17 protein-coding genes are annotated in these 19,480 nt (G+C 71.7%); 7 read left to right on the top strand and 10 right to left on the bottom strand.

The genetic code is table 11. From position 1 onward, the window contains the following. Positions 1–19 precede the first annotated feature (19 nt). Positions 20–964 carry a cation diffusion facilitator family transporter gene (locus IE326_RS16840; RefSeq protein WP_190041916.1) on the top strand — a complete coding sequence of 315 codons (945 nt, stop codon included), beginning with the start codon at positions 20–22 and terminating at the stop codon, positions 962–964. A gap of 4 nt (positions 965–968) precedes the next feature. Here the strand turns inward: IE326_RS16840 and IE326_RS16835 are convergent, their stop codons facing one another. Beyond that, positions 969–1,751 carry a phosphatase gene (locus tag IE326_RS16835; protein ID WP_150228301.1) on the bottom strand — a complete coding sequence of 261 codons (783 nt, stop codon included), beginning with the start codon at positions 1,749–1,751 and terminating at the stop codon, positions 969–971. A gap of 54 nt (positions 1,752–1,805) precedes the next feature. Then, on the bottom strand, positions 1,806–2,405 hold the full coding sequence (locus tag IE326_RS16830; RefSeq protein WP_150228302.1) for an SACE_7040 family transcriptional regulator: 600 nt from the start codon (positions 2,403–2,405) through the stop codon (positions 1,806–1,808). Between the two features lie 87 nt (positions 2,406–2,492). On the opposite strand from IE326_RS16830, the gene IE326_RS16825 reads away from it, so the two are divergent. Genes IE326_RS16825 through IE326_RS16810 form a run of 4 tightly spaced genes read left to right on the top strand, consistent with a single transcriptional unit; the run spans position 2,493 to position 8,144 of the window. Beyond that, entirely contained in the window at positions 2,493–4,100 is a 1,608-nt protein-coding gene (locus IE326_RS16825; protein WP_190041915.1) for a carboxyl transferase domain-containing protein, read from the top strand. An 11-nt stretch (positions 4,101–4,111) separates the two neighbouring features. Beyond that, a complete protein-coding gene (locus IE326_RS16820) occupies positions 4,112–6,046 on the top strand; it encodes an ATP-binding protein (protein WP_190041914.1) in 1,935 nt (644 codons plus the stop codon). Further along, positions 6,043–6,981, top strand: a complete 939-nt coding sequence (locus IE326_RS16815; protein ID WP_190041913.1) for a hydroxymethylglutaryl-CoA lyase — start codon at positions 6,043–6,045, stop codon at positions 6,979–6,981. The genes IE326_RS16820 and IE326_RS16815 overlap by 4 nt, the downstream gene beginning before the upstream one ends. A 2-nt stretch (positions 6,982–6,983) precedes the next feature. Beyond that, positions 6,984–8,144, top strand: coding sequence for an acyl-CoA dehydrogenase family protein (locus IE326_RS16810; RefSeq protein WP_190041912.1), 1,161 nt, complete (start codon positions 6,984–6,986; stop codon positions 8,142–8,144). Positions 8,145–8,222: 78 nt separating this feature from the next. Here the strand turns inward: IE326_RS16810 and IE326_RS16805 are convergent, their stop codons facing one another. The 6 genes from IE326_RS16805 to IE326_RS16780 form a co-directional block, all read right to left on the bottom strand. After that, complete coding sequence (locus IE326_RS16805; protein ID WP_150228307.1) at positions 8,223–9,992, bottom strand: IucA/IucC family protein; 1,770 nt, start codon at positions 9,990–9,992, stop codon at positions 8,223–8,225. Next, complete coding sequence (locus IE326_RS16800) at positions 9,989–10,537, bottom strand: GNAT family N-acetyltransferase (RefSeq protein WP_150228308.1); 549 nt, start codon at positions 10,535–10,537, stop codon at positions 9,989–9,991. The genes IE326_RS16805 and IE326_RS16800 overlap by 4 nt, the downstream gene beginning before the upstream one ends. Beyond that, positions 10,534–11,817: a lysine N(6)-hydroxylase/L-ornithine N(5)-oxygenase family protein gene (locus IE326_RS16795; protein WP_150228309.1), complete on the bottom strand. Its 1,284-nt coding sequence runs from the start codon at positions 11,815–11,817 to the stop codon at positions 10,534–10,536. The genes IE326_RS16800 and IE326_RS16795 overlap by 4 nt, the downstream gene beginning before the upstream one ends. Further along, positions 11,804–13,243, bottom strand: a complete 1,440-nt coding sequence (locus tag IE326_RS16790) for a pyridoxal phosphate-dependent decarboxylase family protein (RefSeq protein WP_190041911.1) — start codon at positions 13,241–13,243, stop codon at positions 11,804–11,806. Before IE326_RS16790 ends, IE326_RS16795 begins: the two co-directional genes overlap by 14 nt. A 152-nt stretch (positions 13,244–13,395) precedes the next feature. Then, positions 13,396–14,286 carry a siderophore-interacting protein gene (locus IE326_RS16785; protein WP_190041910.1) on the bottom strand — a complete coding sequence of 297 codons (891 nt, stop codon included), beginning with the start codon at positions 14,284–14,286 and terminating at the stop codon, positions 13,396–13,398. Positions 14,287–14,290: 4 nt separating this feature from the next. Beyond that, positions 14,291–15,343 carry an ABC transporter substrate-binding protein gene (locus tag IE326_RS16780; protein WP_150228312.1) on the bottom strand — a complete coding sequence of 351 codons (1,053 nt, stop codon included), beginning with the start codon at positions 15,341–15,343 and terminating at the stop codon, positions 14,291–14,293. Positions 15,344–15,693: 350 nt separating this feature from the next. Here IE326_RS16780 and IE326_RS16775 point away from each other — a divergent pair, with 350 nt between their 5' ends. Together IE326_RS16775 and glmS are read left to right on the top strand one after the other, a co-directional pair. Further along, positions 15,694–15,969 carry a hypothetical protein gene (locus IE326_RS16775; RefSeq protein ID WP_030750007.1) on the top strand — a complete coding sequence of 92 codons (276 nt, stop codon included), beginning with the start codon at positions 15,694–15,696 and terminating at the stop codon, positions 15,967–15,969. Positions 15,970–16,007: 38 nt separating this feature from the next. Next, entirely contained in the window at positions 16,008–17,825 is a 1,818-nt protein-coding gene (gene glmS, locus IE326_RS16770) for a glutamine--fructose-6-phosphate transaminase (isomerizing) (protein ID WP_150228313.1), read from the top strand. Positions 17,826–17,987: 162 nt separating this feature from the next. Here glmS and IE326_RS16765 read toward each other — a convergent pair whose 3' ends face one another. Both IE326_RS16765 and IE326_RS16760 read right to left on the bottom strand, forming a co-directional pair. Beyond that, complete coding sequence (locus IE326_RS16765) at positions 17,988–18,554, bottom strand: GPR1/FUN34/YaaH family transporter (protein ID WP_190041909.1); 567 nt, start codon at positions 18,552–18,554, stop codon at positions 17,988–17,990. A 252-nt stretch (positions 18,555–18,806) separates the two neighbouring features. Next, the gene (locus IE326_RS16760) at positions 18,807–19,328 is read right to left on the bottom strand and encodes a universal stress protein (RefSeq protein WP_030750021.1); all 522 of its coding nucleotides are present in this window, start codon (positions 19,326–19,328) and stop codon (positions 18,807–18,809) included. Positions 19,329–19,480 lie beyond the last annotated feature (152 nt).

The following is a 19,480-nucleotide window of genomic DNA, read 5'->3' as shown; positions in this document are numbered from 1 at the left end:
GCGGGCATACCGTCCGATCATGTCCGACAACGGCGAGAGCACCGTCACCGTCCTCGTGGCGGCGGGTGCGAATCTGGGGATCGCGGTCGCCAAGGCCGCCGCGGGCGTCATCAGCGGGTCGAGCGCGATGCTGTCGGAGGCCGCCCACTCGGTCGCCGACACCGTCACCGAGGTCATGCTGCTCACCGCCCTCAAGCGGAGCGAGAAGCCCGCCGACGAGGACCATCCGGTGGGGCACGCGGGCGAGCGGTACGTGTGGGCGATGCTCGCCGCCGTCGCCACCTTCGTCGGCGGCGCCGTCTTCTCCGTCTACGACGGCGTCCACACCCTCACCCACGGCGAGGAGCTGGGCGACCCGCTCGTCTCCTACATCGTGCTCGGCGTCTCCTTCGTCCTGGAGGCGTTCTCCCTGCGGACCGGCGTCAAGCAGGTCCGGGCGGAGGCGGAACGGATGCGGGCGCCGTTCGCCCGGTACCTGCGGCTCACACCCGACACCACCGTCAAGGCGGTCGTCATGGAGGACTCCGCCGCCCTCGCCGGCCTGATGCTCGCGGCCGGCGGCCTCCTCGGCGGCCAGCTCACCGGCTCCGGCGTCTGGGACGGGATCGCCTCGATCCTCATCGGCTGCCTGCTCGTGTACGTGGCCTGGGTGCTGGGCCGGGCCAACGCCCAGCTCCTCATCGGCCGCCCGCTGCCCCGCGCGATGCGGGCCGAGGTGCGCGAGGAGCTGCTGGGCGTCCCCCACGTGGTGGACGTCCTCGACCTGATCACCCTCATCCAGGGGCCCGGCGAGGTGCTGATCGCCGCGAAGGTCGACTTCCGGGACGTGGTGACGGCGGCGGAGGTGGAGCGGGCCTGCGAGCGGGCGGAGACCCGGCTGCGGGCCCGCTTCCCCTCGGTGCGCCGGGTCTACCTGGACCCGACCCCGGGACCGGATCCGGCCCCGGGACCGGCGCCGGGCTGAGGTGTCAGGCGAGCAGTCCGGCCGCGTTCAGCAGGTAGGCCGTCATCGGCTCGTAGAAGCGCGGGTCCACGACGTGGTCGTCGAGCGGGACGGTGACCTTCATGGTGCCCTCGGCCTCGGCGACGAAGAGCGCGGGGTCGTTGCAGTCCGCGTAGCCGACGGAGTCGATGCCGCGCTGGGCGGCGCGGCCGGCCCAGCCGTGGTCGGCGACGACCAGGTCCGGCGCGGCCTCGCCGAGCAGCGCGAGGCCGTCGAGGATCGCGTTCATCGGCTCGGGCGAGTGGGTGTGCCAGAGGCTGGCGCCCCGCTCGAAGACGGCGACGTCCGCGAACTGCACGACGTACCCCTCGTCGGCGACGAGCCCGCCCGGGATCCGCACGATGTCGCAGCCCTGCGCCCGCAGCGCGGCGGCGACCCGGCTGTGCGCGTCGATCAGGGCGCCGGGGTGCCCGGTCGCGAACAGCACCCGCTGGCGGGCCGCGGCGGCCTCCTTGAGGCGGCCGGCCATCCGGTCGAGGGCGTCGACGGTCAGCTGGGGGTCGATGGTGTCCTGGCCGGCCCGGTGGGCCGGGTCGTCGACGACGCCGCAGCGCTCCGCCATGACGGCCAGCACGTCCTGCTCGTCCGTCCACCGGTCGCCGAGCTCCAGGCCGAGCCAGTAGTGCCGGTCGCCGTTGGCGAGCTTCCGGTAGTGGTCCAGGTTGTTCTCACGGGGCGTGGCGACGTCCCCCGCGATCCGGGTGCGGAGGAGGTGCTCGACGAGGGCGTCACGGCTGAGTATCGGCATGCGGCTCATTCTGCCGGGCTCCCGGGCCGGTTGGGGCGGTGTCCCGGGGGGCGCTCAGGGGGCCGGGGCGTCCAGGGCGGCCAGGGCGCCGTGGGCCAGGCTCCTCAGGAGCCGCTCCAGGTCGGCGCGGTCCAGCGGGGTGCGCAGGTGGGGGGTGGAGTTGAGCAGGCCGAAGACGGCGTGCACGGCGGCCCTGACCTCGGGCTCGCCGGCCTCCGGGTGGAGGGCGCGGACGACGTCGACCCACAGCTCGACGTACTGCCGCTGGAGCTGCCGGACCCGCTTGCGGTCCTCGTCCTTGAGGCGGTCGAGCTCGCGGTCGTGGAGGGTGATGAGCGGCCGGTCGTCGAGGGCGAAGTCGATGTGGCCGTCGATGAGGGAGGCGAGGAGCGCCTCCGGGGCGCCGCCGGCCTCCGCGACGCGCAGCCGGCCGCCGTCGAGGAGCCGCTCGCTGATGCCGACGAGGAGCTCCGCGAGCATCGCGTCCTTGCCGGGGAAGTGGCGGTAGAGGCCGGGGCCGCTGATGCCGACGGCGGCTCCTATCTCGTCCACGCCCACGCCGTGGAAGCCGCGCTCGGCGAAGAGGCGGGCGGCCTCCTTGAGGATCTGCTCGCGGCGGGTGGGGGCGTCCGTCCGCGGGGGGCTGGTGGTCATGCGTCCCATCCTAGACAACGCGGTTAGCGGTCGTTAACCTGAGCGCCGTACGTTAACGCTCATTAACCGGACAAGGGAGATCGGTCGATGCAGCAGGCACCTGTGCTGTCGAGTGCGGCGGATCCCGCCTCGGCCGCCTGGCGGGCCAACGAGGCGGCGCACCGGGAGCTCTCCGGGACCCTCCGCGCCAAGCTGGCGGAGGCCGCGCTCGGGGGCGGTGAGAAGTCCCGCGCCCGGCACACCGCGCGCGGGAAGCTGCTGCCGCGCGACCGGGTGGACACCCTCCTGGACCCGGGCTCGCCGTTCCTGGAGCTGGCGCCGCTCGCGGCGCACGGCATGTACGGCGGCCAGGCCCCGGCCGCCGGCGTCATCGCGGGCATCGGCCGGGTCTCCGGCCGCGAGTGCGTGATCGTCGCCAACGACGCCACGGTCAAGGGCGGCACCTACTACCCGATGACCGTGAAGAAGCACCTGCGGGCGCAGGAGGTGGCGCTCGACAACCGCCTCCCCTGCCTCTACCTGGTGGACTCCGGCGGCGCCTTCCTGCCGATGCAGGACGAGGTCTTCCCGGACCGCGACCACTTCGGCCGGATCTTCTACAACCAGGCCCGCATGTCGGGCGCCGGGATCCCGCAGATCGCGGCCGTCATGGGCTCCTGCACGGCCGGCGGCGCGTACGTCCCGGCGATGAGCGACGAGGCCGTGATCGTCCGGGACCAGGGCACGATCTTCCTCGGCGGCCCGCCCCTGGTGAAGGCGGCGACCGGCGAGGTCGTCACGGCCGAGGAGCTGGGCGGCGGCGAGGTCCACTCCCGGATCTCCGGCGTCACCGACCACCTCGCGGAGGACGACGCGCACGCCCTCAGGATCGTCCGGAACATCGTGGCGACCCTGCCCCAGCGGGGCCCGCTGCCGTGGAGCACCGAGCCCGTCGAGGAGCCGAAGGTCGACCCGTACGGGCTGTACGGCGCGGTCCCGGTGGACTCCCGGACCCCGTACGACGTGCGCGAGGTCATCGCCCGCGTGGTGGACGGCTCCCGCTTCCAGGAGTTCAAGTCGGAGTACGGGCAGACGCTGGTCACCGGCTTCGCCCGGATCCACGGGCACCCGGTCGGCATCGTCGCCAACAACGGCATCCTGTTCGCCGAGTCCGCGCAGAAGGGCGCGCACTTCATCGAGCTGTGCGACCAGCGCGGGATCCCGCTGGTCTTCCTCCAGAACATCACCGGCTTCATGGTCGGCAAGGCGTACGAGCACGGCGGCATCGCCAAGCACGGCGCCAAGATGGTGACGGCGGTCGCCACCACGCGCGTGCCGAAGCTGACGGTCGTCGTCGGCGGCTCCTTCGGCGCGGGCAACTACTCGATGTGCGGCCGGGCCTACTCCCCCCGCTTCCTGTGGATGTGGCCCAACGCCAAGATCTCCGTCATGGGCGGCGAGCAGGCCGCCTCGGTCCTCGCCACCGTCAAGCGCGACCAGCTCGGGGACGCCTGGAGCGCCGAGGAGGAGGAGACCTTCAAGGCGCCGATCCGCGAGCAGTACGAGACGCAGGGCAGCGCCTACTACGCGACCGCCCGCCTCTGGGACGACGGCGTGATCGACCCGCTGGAGACCCGGCAGGTGCTGGGCCTCGCGCTGACCGCCTGTGCCAACGCGCCCCTGGGTGACCCCCAGTTCGGCGTCTTCCGGATGTGAGGACCCTGACGATGCAGCAGATGTTCGACACCGTCCTCGTCGCCAACCGGGGCGAGATCGCGGTCCGCGTCATCCGCACCCTGCGGGCGCTCGGCGTCCGCTCGGTCGCGGTGTACAGCGACGCCGACGCCGACGCCCGGCACGTGCGGGAGGCCGACACGGCGGTACGGATCGGGCCCGCGGCGGCCTCGGAGTCGTACCTCTCCGTCCCCGCCCTGCTCGACGCGGCCCGCCGCACCGGCGCGCAGGCCGTCCACCCCGGCTACGGCTTCCTCGCGGAGAACGCGGCCTTCGCCCGCGCCTGCGCGGACGCCGGGCTCGTCTTCATCGGCCCGTCCGCCGAGGCGATCGCCCTCATGGGCGACAAGATCCGGGCCAAGGAGACCGTGAGGGCGGCGGGCGTGCCCGTCGTCCCCGGCGACGCCGACCCCCGGGTGGCCGAGGCCGCGCGGGAGATGGGCCCGCCCGTCCTGCTGAAGCCCAGCGCGGGCGGCGGCGGCAAGGGCATGCGCCTGGTGCGGGACCTGGCGGTCCTGGACGAGGAGATCGCGGCGGCCCGCCGCGAGGCCCGCGCCTCCTTCGGCGACGACACGCTCCTGGTGGAGCGGTGGATCGACCGCCCCCGGCACATCGAGATCCAGGTCCTCGCGGACGCGCACGGGAACGTGGTGCACCTCGGCGAGCGCGAGTGCTCGCTCCAGCGCCGCCACCAGAAGATCATCGAGGAGGCGCCCAGCGTCCTCCTCGACGGGGCGACCCGGGCGGCGATGGGCGCGGCGGCCGTGGAGGCGGCCCGGTCCTGCGGCTACGTCGGCGCGGGCACGGTCGAGTTCATCGTTCCGGGCAACGACCCCTCCCAGTACTACTTCATGGAGATGAACACCCGCCTCCAGGTCGAGCACCCGGTCACGGAGCTCGTCACCGGCCTGGACCTGGTGGAGTGGCAGCTCCGCGTCGCGGCCGGCGAACCGCTCGACTTCGCCCAGGACGACGTCCGGCTCGACGGCTGGGCGGTCGAGGCCCGGATCTGCGCCGAGGACCCCTCCCGCGGCTTCCTCCCGTCGGGCGGCACGGTCCTCGCGCTGGACGAGCCCTCGGGCGACGGGGTGCGCACGGACTCGGGGCTCCTGGAGGGCTCCGAGGTCTCGTCCCTCTACGACCCGATGCTGTCCAAGGTCATCGTCCACGCCAAGGACCGCCCCACGGCGCTGCGCCGGCTCCGCGCGGCCCTCGCGGAGCTGACCACCCTCGGCGTCCCCACCAACGCGGGCTTCCTGCGCCGTCTCCTGGCCCACCCGGACGTGGTGTCGGGCGCGATGGACACCGGCCTCGTGGAGCGGGACGCGGAGTCGCTGGTCCCGCGGGGCGTGCCGGACGAGGTGTACGCGGCGGCGGCCGCCGTACGGGGCGCGGAGCTGGCCCCGGAGCCGCGCGGCGGCTGGGCGGACCCCTTCGACGCGCCGACCGGCTGGCGGCTCGGCGGCACGCCGAAGCCCCTCGCCTTCCCCCTGCGGGCGGCGGGCGCCGAGCCCGTCACCGTCGAGGCGCCCGGCGGGGCGCGCGTGACGGACCGTTCGGTCACCGTCACCGTCGACGGGATCGTCCACTCCTTCCGCCGGGCCGGCGCCTGGCTCGGCCGGGACGGCGACTCCTGGCACGTCATGGACCACGACCCGGTGGCCGCGGCGCTCTCCGGGGCGCGGCACGGCGGGGCGGACACGCTCGCCGCTCCGATGCCCGGCACCGTCACCGTCGTCAAGGTGGCGGTCGGGGACGAGGTGGAGGCCGGGCAGAGCCTGCTGGTGGTGGAGGCGATGAAGATGGAGCACGTCATCTCCGCCCCGCACGCCGGCACCGTCACCGAACTCGACGTCACGCCCGGCACGACCGTCGCCATGGAGCAGGTCCTGGCGGTCGTCACCCCCCGCGAGGAGGCCGGCGCATGAGCACCGGACTGCCGATGACCGTCACCGACCCGGCGCTGCCCGCCCGGGTGAGGATCCACGAGGTCGGCCCCCGGGACGGCCTCCAGAACGAGAAGACGGCCGTCCCGACCGGGGTGAAGGCGGAGTTCGTCCGGCGGCTCGCCGCCGCCGGGCTCTCCACCGTCGAGGCGACCAGCTTCGTGCACCCGAAGTGGGTGCCCCAGCTCGCCGACGCCGAGGAGCTGTTCCCGCTCGTCAACGGCCTGCCCGTGCGCCTCCCGGTGCTCGTGCCGAACGAGCGCGGGCTCGACCGGGCGCTCGCGCTCGGCGCCCGCGAGGTCGCCGTCTTCGCCTCCGCCACCGAGTCCTTCGCCCGGGCCAACCTCAACCGGACCGTCGACGAGGCGCTCGCCATGTTCGAGCCGGTCGTCATCCGGGCCGTAGAGGCCGGCCTGAAGGTCCGCGGCTACCTGTCGATGTGCTTCGGCGACCCCTGGGAGGGCGCCGTCCCCGTCGAGCGGACCGTCCGCGTCACCAAGGCCCTCGCCGACATGGGCTGCGACGAGCTGAGCCTCGGCGACACCATCGGCGTCGCCACCCCCGGGCACGTCCAGGCCCTCCTGACCGCCCTGAACGGGGCCGGGGTGCCCACCTCCCGGCTCGCCGTGCACTTCCACGACACCTACGGGCAGGCGCTGTCGAACACGCTGGCCGCGCTGCGGCACGGCGTGACGACCGTGGACGCCTCCGCGGGCGGCCTCGGCGGCTGCCCGTACGCCAAGTCCGCCACCGGCAACCTCGCCACCGAGGACCTGGTGTGGATGCTCGACGGCCTCGGCATCGAGACCGGGGTCGACCTGGCCGCCCTCACCGCCACGAGCGTGTGGATGGCCGAACAGCTGGGCCGCCCGAGCCCGTCCCGTACCGTCCGCGCCCTCTCCCACAAGGAGTCCTGAGCATGTCCCTCGACCACCGGCTCTCCGCAGAGCACGAGGAACTCCGCCGCACCGTCGAGGCGTTCGCCCACGACGTGGTGGCGCCGAAGATCGGCGACTACTACGAGCGCCACGAGTTCCCGTACGAGATCGTCGCCGAGATGGGCCGCATGGGCCTCTTCGGCCTGCCGTTCCCGGAGGAGTACGGCGGCATGGGCGGCGACTACCTCGCCCTCGGCATCGCCCTGGAGGAGCTGGCCCGCGTCGACTCGTCCGTGGCGATCACCCTGGAGGCGGGCGTCTCGCTGGGCGCCATGCCGCTGCACCTCTTCGGCACCGAGGAGCAGAAGCGCCAGTGGCTGCCGAAGCTCTGCGCGGGCGAGATGCTGGGCGCCTTCGGCCTGACCGAGCCGGGCGCGGGCTCGGACGCGGGCGGCACCCGCACCACCGCCGTCCGGGACGGCGACCACTGGGTGATCAACGGCTCGAAGTGCTTCATCACCAACTCCGGCACGGACATCACCGGCCTGGTGACGGTCACCGCGGTCACCGGCCGCAAGGACGACGGCCGGCCGCTGATCTCCTCGATCATCGTGCCGTCCGGCACCCCCGGCTTCACCGTCGCCGCCCCCTACTCGAAGGTCGGCTGGAACGCCTCGGACACCCGCGAGCTCGCCTTCGACGACGTCCGCGTCCCGGTGGAGAACCTGCTCGGCGAGGAGGGCCGCGGCTACGCCCAGTTCCTCCGCATCCTCGACGAGGGCCGGGTCGCCATCGCCGCGCTGGCCACGGGCCTCGCGCAGGGCTGTGTGGACGAGTCCGTGAAGTACGCGAAGGAACGCCACGCCTTCGGCCGCGCGATCGGCGACAACCAGGCCGTCCAGTTCAAGCTGGCCGACATGGAGACGCGCGCCCACATGGCCCGCATCGGCTGGCGCGACGCCGCCTCCCGCCTGGTCATGGGCGAACCCTTCAAGAAGGAGGCGGCGATCGCGAAGCTGTACTCCTCCACGGTCGCCGTCGACAACGCCCGCGAGGCCACCCAGATCCACGGCGGCTACGGCTTCATGAACGAGTACCCGGTGGCCCGCATGTGGCGCGACTCGAAGATCCTGGAGATCGGCGAGGGCACCAGCGAGGTCCAGCGCATGCTGATCGCCCGCGAGCTGGGCTTCACCGCGTAACGGCGTCCGGACGGATGCGAGCCCCGGCGGAGGACCGTACTCCGCCGGGGCCCGCACCGGTTCAGGGGGCCGTGGCCGTCAGGCGAACCGCGCGATCGGGTTCACCAGGTCGCCGACGAGCTGGAGGGCCGCCGACGGGTCCGCGAGGTCGACCATCTGCTTGTTGTTGCGCAGCTGGAGGCGGTTGAGCGCGGACAGCGCGAAGGTCTCCGCGAACACGTCGTACTGCGCGAAGCGGTCCGCCAGCTCCGGCTTCGACGCCTGGTAGTCCTTCACGGACTCGGCGACCGTCCGCCAGAAGACGTCCTCGTCGGCGACGCCCTCCGCCGCCAGGGTCGCGCCCAGGAAGCGGAAGAAGCAGTCGAAGACGTCGGTGAAGACCGACAGGAGCTTCATGTCCTCGGGGACCTCGGCGCGGATCCGCTCCACCGCCGGCGGGAGGACCGCCTGCGGGTCCATGACGCAGATCTCCTCGGCGATGTCCTTGAAGATCGCCCGGTCGACCGCGCCGCGCTCGTCCAGGACCAGGATCACGTTCTCGCCGTGCGGCATGTAGACCAGGTCGTAGGCGTAGAAGCAGTGCAGGACCGGCAGGAGGTACGCGTCGAGGTACTTCCGCAGCCACGCCGCGGGCTCCAGGCCCGAGTCCTTGACGAGGGCGCCCGCGAAGGACGCGCCCGCGTGGTCGACGTGCAGCAGCGAGGCCATCGTGGCGAGCCGCTCGCCCTCGGCCAGCCGCTCCACCGGCGACTCCCGCCACAGGGCGGCGAGCATCTTCCGGTAGGGCGAGTAGCGGTCGGTGGCGGCCTCGTACTCCAGGTGCCGGTAGCCGACCGCCGCCCGCTCGCGGATGATCGAGAAGCGGGCCGCCCGGAGGACCGGGTCCGACGCGACGAGCTGCGCCAGCCAGTCGTTGATGGCCGGGGTGGCCTCCATGTAGGCCGCCGACAGGCCGCGCATGAAGCCCATGTTGAGGACCGAGAGGGCGGTCTTCACGTAGTGCTTGGACGGGTCGGAGGTGTTGAAGAAGGTGCGGATCGACTGCTGCGCCAGGTAGGCGTCCTCGCCCTCGCCCAGGTACACCAGCCGCTCCCGCGCCACCTCGGCGGCGAAGGTCACGGACAGCTTGTTCCACCACTGCCAGGGGTGGACGGGCATGAGGAGGTAGTCGGCGAGGTCCAGGCCGCGGGCGGCGAGGATCCCGGCGAAGCGGTCCACGGCGGCGTCGCCGAGCTCGGCGCGGATGAAGGCGTCGTACTCGATGTCGGCGCCGGCGGTGAAGGCGGCCCGGTCGCGGTGGGCGGCCAGCCAGATCAGGTGGATCGGGGCGGCGGCCTCGGGGGCGTAGGCGCGGTACTCGTCGACGCCGAAGCCGAGGCGGCCGTTGTTGGCGACGAAGCAGGGGTGGCCCTCGGTCATCCCGGTCTCGACGGCCTGGAAGTCGGCGCGGGCCAGCTCGGCGGCGGTGACCCGCGGTTTGGTCGACTTGTAGGCGGTGCCGGCCAGGGTGGAGGAGATCTCCTCCAGGTAGACCGGGAGGATCTCGTCGCTCAGGCCGAGGGAGCCGCGCAGCTCGGTGATGAACTGGAGGGCGTCCAGCGGGAGCTGCTCGTCGCCGCGGTGGCGGCTGATCGACTCGGGGTAGACCTGCCAGTGGTCGAGGGCGAAGCGGTCCGCGGTGAAGCGGTACTCGACGGTGCCGTCGTCGCTGAGCACCCGGTAGCGGGACTCGCCCAGCTCCTGCGGGTTCAGCAGCCGCTCGTGGGCGAACTCGGCGAGGCCCTTGCGGATCAGGGCGCGCTCGGCGTCGGCCCAGCGCTCGGGGGTGAGGTGGGAGACGGGGTTCATATGCGCGCTCCGGCGGCGGTCTCGAACTGGGCGCGGGTGCAGAAGCTCAGCAGGGCTTCCTTCTCCGGCTTCTGGATCGCGCGCTCGGGCACGAAGCCGACGGCCTCGTTGAGCGCGTGCACGGCCTTGTTGCGGACGTCGGGCTCGACGACCACGCGGGCGGTCGCCGGGTCGGCGAACAGCTCCCGCATCACGGCGGTGATCACCAGGCGGGTGAAGCCGTGCACCGGGGTGTCGGTGGGCGCGACGAGGAAGTGCATGCCGACGTCGCCGGGCTGCGGCTCGTACAGGCCGACCAGCTCGACCTCCGCGGGGTCGTACCGCTCCATGAGGAAGGCGGGCTCGCCGTCGACGAGGCCGATGAAGGCGTCGTGGTGGGGGTGCGCGGCGATCTCCATGTAGGCGCGCTCCACGTCCTGGAGCTTCGCGTCCTGCATCATCCAGAAGGCGGCCTTGGGGTGGGTGACCCAGGGGTGGATCAGCTCGGCGTCCTTGAGGGGGTCGAGGGGCCGGATCTCGACGGCGGGGGTGGCGGGGGCGGTCATACGGCGAACTCCTGGAACGCGATGGTCTTCTCGACGGGGTAGTACTCGGACCCCAGCATCTCCCCGATGATGTAGGCGTTGCGGTACGCCCCCATGCCCAGGTCGGGCGAGGTGATCGAGTGGGTGTGGACGCCGGCGTTCTGGAGGAAGACCTCGCGGCCCGTGGTGTCGACCGCGTAGTTGCGGGCGACGTCGAAGCGGCCCCGGCCGTCGAAGCGCAGCCGGTCCTTCAGGGGCTCCAGGAAGGCGGGGACGGCGTACTTGTAGCCGGTGGCGAGGATCAGGCCCTCGGTCTCGATCTCGTACTCCTTCTCCTGCTCCTCCTGGCGGAAGCCGAGGGTGTACGTGCCGGTCGTCTCGTCGTACGAGGCGGTGTGCAGCGCGGAGTTGGTGAGGAGGCGGGTGGGGACCGGTCCGGCGAAGTTCTTCTGGTAGAGCAGGTCGAAGATGCCGTCGATGAGGTCGCCGTTGATGCCCTTGAAGAGGCCCTTCTGCTGGGACTCCAGGCGGTAGCGGGTCTCCTCGGGGAGCGCGTGGAAGTAGTCCACGTACTCGGGGGAGGTCATCTCCAGGGTGAGCTTGGTGTACTCCAGCGGGAAGAAGCGCGGGGAGCGGGTCACCCAGTTGAGCCGGTATCCGTGGACGTCGATCTCCGACAGGAGGTCGTGGTAGATCTCGGCGGCGGACTGGCCGCTGCCGACGATCGTGATCGACTTCTTGCGCTGGAGGGCTTCCTTGTTCGGCACGTAGCGCGAGTTGTGGATGAGGTCGCCGCCCAGCTCCCGGCAGGAGTCGGGGACGTACGCCGGGGTGCCGGTGCCGAGGACGATCCGGCGGGCCAGGAACGTTTCCCCGGACTCGGTGGTGACGACGTACACCTGGCCTGCCTCGTCGTAGGAGACGGCGGAGACCGTGGTGGAGAAGCGGACCGAGGTGACCTTGTTCGCCGCCCACCGGCAGTAGTCGTCGTACTCGGCGCGCAGCGGGTAGAAGTTCTCGCGGATGTAGAACGAGTACAGCCGCCCCTTCTCCTTCAGGTAGTTGAGGAAGGAGAACGGCGAGGTCGGGTCGGCGAGGGTGACCAGGTCCGACATGAACGGCGTCTGGAGGTGGGCGCCGTCGAGGAACATCCCCGAGTGCCACTCGAAGTCCGGCTTGGACTCCAGGAAGAGGCCGTTCAGTTCGTCGATGGGTTCGGTCAGGCAGGCGAGGCCCAGGTTGAAGGGACCGAGCCCGATGCCGATGAAGTCGTACGTACCGGCGTTCTCAGGCGTGGACAAGGTTCTCTCCCAGGTACTGCTCGGCGTGGCCGGCGATCAGATCGAGGACGGCGGCGATGTCGGACACCGTGGTCTCGGGGTTGAGCAAGGTGAACTTGAGGTACTGGCGGCCGTCGACCTTGGTGCCGGCGACGACGGCCTCGCCCGAGGCGAAGAGCGCCTTGCGGGCGTAGAGGTTGGCGCGGTCGATCTCGGCGGGCGAGGTGACGGCCTCGGGGACGTAGCGGTAGACGAGGGTGGACAGCTGCGGCTGCACGACCACGTCGTAGCGGGGGTCGGCGGCGAGCAGGTCGTGGCCGGCGGCGGCCAGGTCGCAGACCTCGTCGAAGAGTTCGCCGACGCCGTCGGCGCCCATGACGCGCAGGGTCATCCACAGCTTGAGGGCGTCGAAGCGGCGGGTGGTCTGGAGCGACTTGTCCACCTGGTTGGGGATCTGCTCGGCGACGGTGCGGCGCGGGTTGAGGTAGTCCGCGTGGTACGTGGCGTGGCGCAGGGCGGCCCGGTCGCGGACCAGGATCGCGGAGGAACTCACCGGCTGGAAGAAGGACTTGTGGTAGTCGACGGTGACCGAGTCGGCGCGCTCGATGCCGTCGAGGAGGTGGCGGCGCTTCAGCGAGGCGAGCAGGCCGCAGCCGTAGGCGGCGTCGACGTGCATCCAGGCGCCGTACTCCTCGGCGAGGGCGGCGATCTCCGGGAGCGGGTCGATGGAGCCGAAGTCGGTGGTGCCGGCGGTGGCGACGATGGCCATCGGGATCAGGCCCTCGGCGCGGCAGGTCTCCAGCTCGGCGGCGAGGATGACGGACTGCATCCGCTTGTTCCGGTCGACCGGGATCGAGATGACGGCCTCGTGGCCGAGGCCGAGGAGGGTGGCCGACTTCTGGACGGAGAAGTGGCTGCACTCGGAGGAGAAGATCCGCAGGCGGGACAGGTCGGTGGTGCCGGCCTCCTCGCGGGCGAGCAGCAGCGCCTGGAGGTTGGACTGGGTGCCGCCGCTGGTGAACACGCCGTCGGCGAGCGGGCCGAGGCCGATGCGGGCGGTGGTCCAGTCGATCAGTTTCCGCTCGATGAGGGTGGCGCCGGCGGACTGGTCCCAGGTGTCGAGGGAGGAGTTGACGGCCGAGAGGACGGCCTCGCCGAGGACGGCGGGGATGACGACCGGGCAGTTGAGGTGGCCGAGGTAGCGCGGGTGGTGGAAGTAGACCGCGTCGCGGAGGTAGACGTCCTCCAGCTCGTCGAGGGCGGCGGAGGCGTCACCGAGGGGGCGGTCGAGGTCCACGGCGTCGATCACGGGCGCCAGTTCGGCGGGGGTGACGCCGGTGAACGGGCCGCGCGTCGCGGCGAGTTTCCTCGCCACCCGCTCGACCCCGTCGGTGACGGAGCGCCGGTAGCTCTCCGCCGTCGTGTCGTTGAGCAGGTGCGAACGCATGTGGGGGCCCTTCCGGGACGAGGGACGCGGAATACGCAACCGTTGGTGCTGAAGTAAGGTTAGCCTAACCTAATTTGATACGACAACGGCCCCCCACCCGATGAACGGTGGGGGGCCGAAAGCCCTTGACCTGAAGGCTGCTTGAGCGCCCGTCAGTTCTGCACGGCGGCCTGTGCCGCGTCCTGGTCCGCGTCCTGGGCCGCCTCGTCCGGCACCTCGCGCAGGGCGTCCTCGGACAGCCCCTTGCGCCAGTAGCCCACGAAGGTCACCCGGCGCCGGTCCAGGCCGCGTTCGCGCACGAAGTGCCGCCGCAGCGCCTTGACCGCACCGGACTCGCCCGCGATCCACACGTACGGGGACTCCCCGGGCAGCTCCGCGCCCGCGATCGCCTCCGGGCCGGAGGGCGCGCCCTCCTCCCGCACGAGCCAGGTGACGGTGGCGTCCGCCTGCGTCGCAAGTTCCATCCGGTCGCCGGAGTACGGCACTTCGAGGAAGACCCGGGCCCGGGTCTCGGCCGGCAGCCACTCCAGGATCGCGGAGGCGGCGGGCAGCGCCGTCTCGTCGGCGCAGATGAGCACCGAGTCGGCGTCCTCCGGCAGCCGGAAGCGGACCCCGGTGTTGTCGGCGACCGCCGGGCCGAGCACGACCACCCGGTCGCCGGGCTTCGCGTGCTGCGCCCAGCGGCAGGCCGGGCCGCCGTCCTCGTGGACGGCGAAGTCGATGTCGACCTCGTCGGGCCCGGTGCGCTGCTCGCGGACCGTGTACGAGCGCATCACGGCCCGGACGTCGGCCGGCATGGCCCGCCAGGCGCCGAGGATCCCGTACATGTCGGGGTCGTCGAGCGGCGGCAGGACCGGGGCGTCCTGGCCGGGGTGCGGCAGGAAGAGGGAGAGCGACTGGTCGCGGCCCCCGGCGGCGAAGCCCTTGAGCTCCTCGCCGGTCGCTCCGGTGAAGGTGACGCGGACCAGCGACGGGCCGAGCCGCCGCGTCCGGTCGACCTGGAGGGAGAAGAACTGGAACGGGGCGGTCTCGGCGGTCGTCATCGGGTCAGGACACCTTCTTCGCGTTCTCCAGGGCGGTCGCCAGGTCCTCCAGGAGCGGCGCGCACTTGGCGTAGGAGTAGACGGGCTCGGTCACGCGCGGGAAGACCTGGCCGGCCTTGACGGCGGGCAGCGCGGCCCAGGTCGGCTTGGCCTTCAGCTGCTCGGGCTGGAGGGTGCCGGTGCGGTTGTCGAGGAGGATGACGTCGGCCTTGTACTTGTCGACGTTCTCCCAGCTGAGGAGCTCGAACCAGCCGGACGGGTCCAGCTTCGTCGGGACGACGAGGTTGATGCCCAGCTCCTGGAAGAAGAGCGTGTCGGTCGGGCGGACCGGGGTGGAGACGTAGAAGGTGTTCGGGTCGCCGGAGCCGATGAGGACCTTGATGTCCTTCTTGCCCTGCGCGACCTTGCGCAGGCGCTCGGCGGCGGCCTCGAAGCGGGCCTTGTCCTTCTTGACCTGCTCGCTGTTCACGTCGGCGCCGAGGGAGGCGGCCAGGTCGGCGTGGCGCTGGAGCACGGACGGCATGGACTTGCCGGCGGCCCACAGGGCGACGCTCGGCGCGATCTTCAGGATCTTGGCCTTCTGCTCCTCCGGCACGTACCAGAGGGCGTCCTTCTCCCACATGTCGGTGATGAGGACCTCGGGCTGGAGCTTGAGGTACTCCTCGATCTTGAACTCGCCCCAGACGTTGCCGATGACCTTCACCTTGGTGATGTCGAGGTCGCCGGCCTGGACGTCGGGCTTCCTCTCCTTGGTCTTCGGGTCCTCGACGTAGGTCGGGCCGAAGACGCCGGTGACCTCGACGCCGAAGTCCTTGAGGGCGGCGGCCATGCCGGTGAAGGCGACGATGTTCTTCGGCGTGGCCTTCGTCTTCACCGTCTGGCCGCGGTCGTCCTTGAACTCCCAGGAGCCGGACTTCGCCGAGGCGCTCGCCCCGGAGCCCTTTTTGCCGCTGTCACTGTCGCCGCAGGCGGCGAGCACGGCGCCGAGCCCGAGGGCGCCGCCCGCGGCGAGGATGCCGCGACGGGTGAGGGAGGTGGCTCGGGCGCTGCTGGGCATGGCGAAGTCGCTTTCGGTACGTGCCGGGGTCGGCCTGGGCGGTTCGAGGTAGGTAAGCCTTACCTCACGGCGAGCAGGTTAGCCTAACCTCAGTTCGATCGACAGACCCGGGGCCCGGAGGTCTGCGTCACATCCCGGCGACGGAGCGTGTCCTGCCGGACGGAGGACGGCGGGCCGCCGGAATCCGGGGGCACCTCCTCTTACTGAGGGTCGCCCCGCCCACCGCCCCCCTCACCGAAACGGCCAAGGTCTGGACCAAAAGGCGCCTCCAGGCCGATGATCATGCGGTCCCTGCCCGATTTCGGGCAGGATTCTTGCGGGAACCCGGATTCACCCCTCAATATTCATGGGTGCTCGAACGCCGCCCGTCCCATGACGACCTCATCGACCATCTGGTCCGGAGCACCGCGCTCCAGCGTGGTGAGGCCGCCCGGGTGGTGCTCGACGTGCTGGCGTACTTCGACGAGACGACCGAGGAGTTCGTCCGGCGCCGCCACCGCGAGCTGCAGTCCGGCGGCGCGGTGAACGCGGAGATCTTCGAACGGATCTCGGGCGAACTGCCGCACCGGGCCGTCGCACCGCCGGAGCTCTCGCTCCGGCAGCTGCGCCGGATCGTCTACGGCTGAGCACCACAGCACTCTCACCAACCGGAGGGGTTTCCTTTATGTGCGGAATTGTCGGTTACATCGGTAAGCGCGACGTGGCGCCGCTGCTCCTGGAGGGCCTGGCCCGCCTGGAGTACCGCGGTTACGACTCCGCCGGTCTCGTCATCAACAGCCCGAAGAGCGCGGCGCTGAAGATGGTCAAGGCCAAGGGCCGGGTCCGCGACCTGGAAGCCCGCGTCCCCAAGCGCTTCTCGGGCACCACCGGCATCGCGCACACCCGCTGGGCCACCCACGGCGCCCCGAGCGACCACAACTCGCACCCGCACCTGGACCCCGAGAACAAGGTCGCCGTCGTCCACAACGGCATCGTCGACAACGCCCAGGAGCTCCGCGCCAAGCTGGAGGCCGACGGCGTCGTCTTCGCCTCCGAGACCGACACCGAGGTCATCACCCACCTCATCGCCCGCTCGCAGGCCGAGTCCCTGGAGGACAAGGTCCGCGACGCGCTCAAGGTGATCGAGGGCACCTACGGCATCGCCGTGATGCACGCCGACTTCAACGACCGCATCGTCGTCGCCCGCAACGGCTCGCCGGTCATCCTCGGCATCGGCGAGAAGGAGATGCTGGTCGCCTCCGACGTGGCCGCGCTCATCGCCCACACCCGCCAGGTCGTCACCCTCGACGACGGCGAGATGGCCACCCTCAAGGCCGACGACTTCCGCACCTACACGGTCGCGGGCGCCTCCACCACGGCGACCCCCGAGACCGTCGAGTGGGAGGCCGCCTCCTACGACATGGGCGGCCACGACACGTACATGCACAAGGAGATCTCCGAGCAGCCCGACGCGGTCGACCGCGTGCTGCGCGGCCGGATCGACGACCGCTTCTCCACCGTGCACCTCGGCGGCCTCAACCTCGACCCGCGCGAGGCCCGCACCATCCGCCGCATCAAGATCCTCGGCTGCGGCACCTCGTACCACGCCGGTCTGATCGGCGCCTCCCTCATCGAGGGCATGGCCCGCATCCCGGCCGACGCCGAGCCGGCCTCCGAGTTCCGCTACCGCAACCCGGTCGTGGACCCCGACACCCTCTACATCGCCGTCTCCCAGTCCGGCGAGACCTACGACGTGCTCGCCGCCGTCCAGGAGCTCAAGCGCAAGGGCGCCCGCGTCCTCGGCGTGGTCAACGTGGTGGGCTCCGCCATCGCCCGCGAGGCCGACGGCGGCGTCTACGTCCACGCCGGCCCCGAGGTCTGCGTCGTCTCCACCAAGTGCTTCACCAACACGGTGGTCGCCTTCGCGCTCCTCGCCCTGCACCTCGGCCGCATCCGCGACCTGTCCGTCACCGACGGCAAGCGGATCATCGAGGGCCTGCGCAAGCTGCCGGCCCAGATCGAGGAGATCCTCAAGTCCGAGGACGAGATCAAGCAGATCGCCGCGGAGTACGCCGGCGCCCAGTCGATGATGTTCATCGGCCGCGTCCGGGGCTACCCGGTCGCCCTGGAGGCCTCCCTCAAGCTGAAGGAGATCTCCTACATCCACGCCGAGGCGTACCCGGCCTCCGAGCTGAAGCACGGCCCGCTCGCCCTCATCGAGCCCGCCCTGCCGACGGTCGCGATCGTCCCCGACGACGACCTGCTGGAGAAGAACCGCGCGGCCCTGGAGGAGATCAAGGCCCGCTCCGGCCGCATCCTCGCCGTCGCGCACCAGCCGCAGGCCAAGGCCGACCACACCATCGTCGTGCCGAAGAACGAGGACGAGCTCGACCCGATCCTCATGGGCATCCCGCTCCAGCTCTTCGCGTACCACACCGCCCTCGCCATGGGCCGCGACATCGACAAGCCGCGCAACCTGGCCAAGTCCGTCACGGTCGAGTAGTCGCCCGGCGGGACCTGTCCCCCGCCGCACGACGCCACGGCCCCGGGCCTGTCCCCCGGAGCCGTACGCCGGGCCTGTCCCCCGGCGGAGCCGACCGGACACGAGGAACGGCCCCCGCGCTTCCCAGGAGCGCGGGGGCCGTTCTGCCGTGCCTTCCCTCTGTTACGCGGCTGCCGCCGTGCTGCCGCCGCGCGCACGGCCCAGGGCCGTGGGCCAGCCGGCGACGGCCGCCGTGGCGCCGTACCAGGCCGCGAGCCCCGCCAGCGCGGCCACCCAGCCGCCCGCCTTGCCGAGGCCCTCGTTGCCCGCCAGGGCGGCGATGCCGGAGAGCACGAGCGCGACGAACAGCAGTCCGTACACGCCCTGCCCGAAGGCGCCGCCGCCCTTCGCGGCCAGCGTCAGCGTGAGCGCCAGGAGCGCCCACAGGAGCAGGAAGAGACCGGCCGCGTCGGCCGAGGCCCCGCCGCCCACGCCGGTCCCCCAGGTGAACCAGAAGGCGCCGAGCGCCGCGTAGGCCGTGCCGTCGGCGGTGCTGCCCGCGCGCAGGGCGAGCAGGCCGACCAGGAAGAGCGTCACGCCACCGACCCAGGTGGCGAGACCCGCGGCATCGGCTGCCGCGACGTTGTCGATCACTCCGGTGCCGCCCAGGCCGAAGGCCAGGAGGGTCAGTCCGAGTGCGAGGTTTCCGAGGGTGGAGGTGCCGTTCCCCGACGCGACGTCCTTGTTCACGTGGGGCTCCCTTCGAACGAGCGGTGATGCCGCGTGAGCTGCTGTGTTCCGTGACCTTTAACTACCCTTCACAAGCGCACAAATCACCTGAGGAAGGAAGAATTTATCGCCGGGACACGGGAGTTGGCGGAGATCCTTCACAACTCGGCCGGGCCGGGGCGGGATTGCGGGACCGAGCGGGGTCACGAGACCCAGCGGAGTTGTGGAATCGAGCGGGGCTACGGACCGAGCGGGGCTGCGGACCGAGCGGGGCTACGGGATGACGATCACGGGCCGCCGGGCGCGGCGCGCGAGCCGGCCGGCGACCGAGCCGAAGATCCGGCCGACGATCCCGTGGGTGGAGCCGACCACGATCGCGTCGGCCGAGTACTCGCGGCCGACCTCCTCCAGCTCGTGGCAGATGTCCCCGCCGCGCTCCACCAGGATCCACGGCACCTCGGACAGGTGGTCCGCGCAGGCCAGCTCCAGGCCCAGCACCTCGGTGCGGTGGTCCGGGACGTCGACGAAGACCGGCGGCTCGCAGCCCGCCCACACGGTGGTGGGCAGCCGGTTCGCGACGTGCACGATGATCAGGCCGGAGCCGGAGCGACGGGCCATGCCGATGGCGTACGCGAGCGCGCGCTCACTGGACGTGGAGCCGTCGAAGCCGACGACGACGCCGTGCCGGAAGGCCGGGTCGCAGGCGTGGCGTGGCTGTTCCACCGCGAGGGGGTCGACCGTGGAGTCGGCGACGCGCTTGCGGTCCGCGGGTTCGGGGAATTCGTGACCGGCCATCGGTGTCTCGGCTAGGGAAGTCCTCGTGGGAAGGGACGGGGGAGGGGGCGGATCGACGGGTGGCGGCGGAGCTGTGTCCGGGAATCATCTTCCCAAGCCCATACCCCCAAGGGTACGGCGACACTCCTCTCCTGCCCAGAGCTCGCCGTTCC

This window comes from Streptomyces filamentosus, assembly GCF_014654895.1.
Classification (GTDB): domain Bacteria; phylum Actinomycetota; class Actinomycetes; order Streptomycetales; family Streptomycetaceae; genus Streptomyces; species Streptomyces filamentosus.
The sequence above is the reverse complement of the archived record's forward strand: the minus strand, read 5'-3'. Positions and strand labels throughout refer to the sequence as shown.